This window comes from Brevundimonas sp. P7753, from assembly GCF_013386595.1.
Lineage (GTDB): Bacteria > Pseudomonadota > Alphaproteobacteria > Caulobacterales > Caulobacteraceae > Brevundimonas > Brevundimonas bullata.
The window spans coordinates 1-4,754 of the sequence record NZ_JACARP010000078.1; the positions used below are offsets into that span (position 1 = coordinate 1).

Annotated in this window: 3 protein-coding genes; all 3 read left to right on the plus strand. The window is 70.9% G+C overall.

Annotated elements, in window-relative coordinates; translation table 11 throughout:
- The coding region (locus HX774_RS14020; protein ID WP_370523638.1) for an endonuclease domain-containing protein at positions 1-428 on the plus strand (428 nt) is incomplete at its 5' end.
- Complete coding sequence (locus HX774_RS14025; RefSeq protein ID WP_178827689.1) at positions 425-1,843, plus strand: HAMP domain-containing sensor histidine kinase; 1,419 nt, start codon at positions 425-427, stop codon at positions 1,841-1,843. The genes HX774_RS14020 and HX774_RS14025, both read left to right, overlap by 4 nt.
- Positions 1,843-4,722 carry a bifunctional [glutamine synthetase] adenylyltransferase/[glutamine synthetase]-adenylyl-L-tyrosine phosphorylase gene (locus HX774_RS14030; protein WP_178827691.1) on the plus strand — a complete coding sequence of 960 codons (2,880 nt, stop codon included), beginning with the start codon at positions 1,843-1,845 and terminating at the stop codon, positions 4,720-4,722. The genes HX774_RS14025 and HX774_RS14030 overlap by 1 nt, the downstream gene beginning before the upstream one ends.
- The last annotated feature ends 32 nt before the right edge of the window (positions 4,723-4,754 follow it).

A 4,754-nucleotide genomic window follows, 5' to 3' on the forward strand; every position in this document is an offset into this window, starting at 1 on the left:
GCGCAGCGCCGGCCGGGTGGGGAGGGCTTCAGGACATGGCGATCATCGCCAAGGCCCGCGCCATGCGAAAGGCGCTGACGCCGCCGGAAGCGCGCCTGTGGGTGCAACTGAAGCTGCTTCGCGCCCAGGGATTTCATTTTCGGCGGCAGTCGCCGTTTCGCGGCTATATCCTCGACTTCGTCTGTTTTGATCGGCGGCTGGTCGTCGAGGTGGACGGCGTCACGCATACGGTTGAGGCGCAGGCGGCGAAGGACAAGGTGAGGGACGCCGTGCTGGCGAGAGAAGGGTTCACGACGCTGAGGTTCGACAACGCCGCCGTTCGTGACGAACTGGACGGCGTGATGACGGCTGTTCTGGTGCATCTGGAAGCCCTCCCCACCCGGTCGCTGCGCGACCACCCTCCCCATGAAGGGGAGGGAGAGAAGTGAAACTGCCCTCGCTTTTCAGGCGGACGCCGTTTCGGCTGACGCTGCTGTTTCTGGCGCTGTTCGTGGCGACGGCCAGCGCGGTGCTGGCCTATGTTTATGTCGCCTCGGCGTCGGAGGCGCGGGCGCGGGCAGAGGCGGGGGTGCGGGCCGAGGTGGAGGCCCTGACGGCGGTTTACCGGACGCGGGGCGTCGACGCCCTGAACCAGGCGCTGGTGGATCGGACGCTGCGGGGCGGGTCCTATCTCTATCTGCTGATGGACAAGGATCGGAAGACGATCACCGGCAATATCTCGACCTCGCCGCTGGAGCCGGGGGCGGCGGTGCAGGGCGGGCGCTGGGACGATTTCCGCCTGACCGACACCGACGAGGCCGGCAAGGTCCGCAAGCGTCAGGCCATCGGGGTCGAGATGCCGCTGGCGGGCGGCGAGCAGTTGTTCGTCGGCGAGGACATCGGCGACATCGAGGCCTATCTGGCGCGCCTGACCCAGGCCCTGTGGGGGGCCATGATCATGGTCCTGATCCTCGGCATCGGCGGCGGTCTGGTGATCAGCCGCCGCGTCGAGAAGTCGATGAGCGGGCTCAACCGCGTGGTCATGGCGGTGCAGGAGGGCGACCTGAAGGTGCGGGCACCCGTCACCCATTCGGGCGACGAGCTGGACGAACTGGGCCAGGGGCTGAACACCATGCTGGACCGGCTGGAGGCCTCGATGGCCTCGATCCGCCATGCAGGGGACGCCATCGCCCACGACCTGCGCTCGCCGCTGACGCGGATGCGGGCCAAGCTGGAGGTGGCGCTGATGGACGCCGACGCCGGCAAGGTGTCGGGGGTCGAGGCTCTTGGCGTTGCGCTGGACGAGGCGGATCTGTTGCTCAAGACCTTCAACACGGTTCTGGCCATCGCGCGGCTGCAGGCGGGCGGGGCGCCCGATCCCAAGGTGTTCGATGCCGCCGAACTGGCCACCGACATGGCCGAGCTGTACGAGCCCTCGGGCGAGGACAAGGGGCTGGAGTTCTCGTCCGAGATCGAGAAGGGGCTGATGATCGAGGGCAATCAGCCCTTCCTGGCCCAGGCCCTGGCCAACATCATCGACAACGCCATCAAATACACGCCGTCGGGCGGGGCGGTGAAGTTCCGGGCGCGACGGCGGTCGTCGGGCGAGATCGAGTTTTCCGTCACCGACACCGGGCCGGGCGTGCCGGACGAGGACCGCGAGCGCGTGCTGCAACGCTTCGTCCGGCTGGACAACAGCCGCACCGAGGCGGGCTCGGGGCTGGGCCTGTCGCTGGTGACGGCGGTGGCCGAGGCCCACGGCGGACGGGTGCAGCTGGATGAGGGGCCGGGGGCCTATGGCGGGCAGGGACCGGGTCTGCGGGTGGCCCTGGTCCTGCCCCCAGCCAGTGGGGCGGCGACCTGATGAGCGACAAGCTGGGTCTCAGGCTGAAGCCGTGCGGGCCGGTGCGCCACGCCGAGGCGGCGGGACGCATCCACGAACGGCTGGTCGCGGCGGCGGAGGCGCACGGCTGGCGCGCGACGCTGGACGGGGCCTGGGGCGCGCTGGAGCCGGTGTTCGCGGCCTCGCCCTATCTGGGCGGCCTGGCGCGGCGCTGGCCCGAGCGGCTGCGGCAGATCCTGGAGACGGCGCCGGAGACGCGGCTGGCTGAAATTCTGACGGCGACCGAGGCGATCGACGGCCCGGCGGACGAGGCCAAGGCGCCGCTGCGCTGGCTGAAGGCGGAACTGCATCTGTTGACGGCCCTGGCTGATCTCGGCGGGGTCTGGGATCTGGATGCGGTGACGGGGGCGCTGTCGCGGTTCGCCGACGCCACGGCCCAGGCGGCGCTGCGCTGTCTGGCCCACGATCAACGACGGCGCGGCAAGCTGACCTCGGCGGCGGATGATCCGCGCGGGCCTGTGCCGGGCCTGTTCGTCCTGGCCATGGGCAAGGGCGGGGCGTTCGAGCTCAACTATTCCTCGGACATCGACCTGTCGCTCTTCTTCGAGCCGGAGGTGCTGGAAGGCGCGCTGGGCGAGGGCGTGGAGGCGCAGGGCTTCGTCAACCGGCTGGCCCAGGGTCTGGCGACCCTGCTGAGCGAGCGGACGGCGGACGGCTATGTCTTCCGGGTGGACCTGAGGCTGCGGCCCGACCCGTCCTCGACCCCGCCGGTGGTCGCGGCGCCCATGGCCCTGGCCTATTACGAATCCGTCGGACAGAACTGGGAGCGGGCGGCCTTCATCAAGGCGCGGGTCTGCGCCGGGGACATGGGCGAGGGCGCGGACTTCCTGAAGGCTCTGGTCCCCTTCGTCTGGCGCCGCAGCCTGGACTATCAGGCGGTGCTCGACATCCAGTCGATCAAGAAACAGATCCACGTGCACAAGACCGGCGAGGGGCTGGACGCGGCGGGGGCCAATCTGAAGCTGGGGCGCGGCGGCATCCGCGAGATCGAGTTCTACGTCCAGACCCAGCAACTGATCCTGGGCGGACGCGATCCGGGGCTGCGGTCCTCGCGCACGCTGGAGGCGCTGAACGCCCTGACCGAGCGCGGCCATGTGGCGGTCGAGGCGCGCGACGAACTGGCCGCCGCCTATGTCGAGCTGCGCGGGCTGGAGCACCGGGTGCAGATGCTGGCGGACGAGCAGAGCCATGTGCTGCCGGTCGATCCCGAGCGCCGGGCCGATGTGGCGGCGCTGGCGGGCGAGAGCGACCTGGGCCTGTTCGACGCCGGGGTCGAAAGCCTGCTAATGGGCGTCAATCAACGCTACGGTGAGCTGTTCGAGGGCGGCGAGGAGCTGTCGTCCCCCTATGGCAGTCTGGTCTTCACCGGGGTCGAGAATGATCCGGGCACGCTGGAAACGCTGAAGCGCATGGGCTTTTCCGAGCCCGCGACCGTGTCGGACACGATCCGCAGCTGGCACCACGGGCGCATTCCGGCGACGCGGACGGCGCGGGGGCGCGAGCTGTTCACGCGTCTGGCCCCGCAGCTGCTGACGGCGGTGGCCAAGACCGGGGCGCCGGATGCCGCGTTTCGGCGGTTCGCGGTCTTCTTTTCCGGTCTGAGCGCCGGGGTGCAGGTCCAGGCCCTGTTCCTGAACCAGCCGAAGCTGTTCGATCTGGTGGTCGGGGTCATGGCCTTCGCGCCGCGTCTGGCGCGGGCGCTGGGCCGTCAGCCGCAGGCGCTGGACGGCATTCTGGACGCCCGGTTCCTGACGGCGTTGGGCACGGACACCGGCCTGGCTGACCAGGTGGTGCGCGAGGCGCACGAGGCGGGCGACTTCGAGGGGGCCATGAACGCCGTGCGCCGCCTGCACCGCGAACAGACCTTCCGCATCGGCATGCATGTCATCACCGGCCGGACGACGGCGGAGCAGGCCGGGCTGACCAACACCTCCCTGGCCGACGCCTGCATGAGGGGCCTGGCGCCGGCGGCCCTGGCCGAGGCCGAGCGGATGGGCGGGGCGTTCGCGGGCGCGGTCGCCGTGGTGGCCCTGGGCAAGGCCGGGTCGCGCGAGATGACGGCGGGGTCCGACCTGGACCTGATGACCGTCTATGCGGCGGCGCCCGAGGCGGTCTCGGCGGGCAAGGGCTGGAGCGCGGACCTGTTTTACGGCCGCTTCACCCAGAGGCTGATCGCCGCCCTGTCGGCCCACACCGCCGAGGGCGGGTTGTACGAGGTGGACATGCGGCTGCGGCCGACCGGGTCCAAGGGGCCGGTGTCGGTGCGGCTGGAGGCGCTGGACGCCTACTACGCCACCGAGGCCGAGACCTGGGAGTTCATGGCCCTGACGCGCGGGCGGCTGGTCTGGGCCAGCGACGAGGCCTTCGGCGCGCGGGTGGAGGCGACGCTGGAGGCGGCGCTGCGGCGGCCCAGGCCTGGGGTGGACGTGGCGCGTGACGTGCGGGCCATGCGTGACCTGATGGACCGCGAGCGGCGGCCCAAGGGTTTCTGGGACCTGAAGCTGTCGGCGGGGGCGCAGGTGGACGCCGAGTTCGTGGCCCAGTACCGCCAGCTGTGCGCGGCGGCGGCGGGCGAGCCGCTGACCGTCTCGACGCTGGAGGCGTTGAAGGACGATCCCATCCTGGCCGACAGCTGGCGCACGCATCAGCAACTGGGTCAGCTGATGGCCTGCGCCTTTGAGGACAAGGGCGACCCCGACGCGGAGCCGGCGGGCTTCCAGCAGCGGCTGGCGGCGACGGTGGGGGTGGCGGACTTCGACACGCTGAAGGCGCGGTTGATCGATCTGCGCCTGCGGGCCCGGCGGGCGTTCGAGGCGGCGCTGCCGAGGGCAGAGGCCTGAGCCACGGCTCTCCTGCTCCCTTCCCCCTCGAG

Coding starts and splice junctions, on each gene's coding strand:
- HX774_RS14030 (WP_178827691.1), top strand. CDS start 1,843: ATGAGCGACAAGCTGGGTCTCAGGCTGAAGCCGTGCGGGCCGGTGCGC.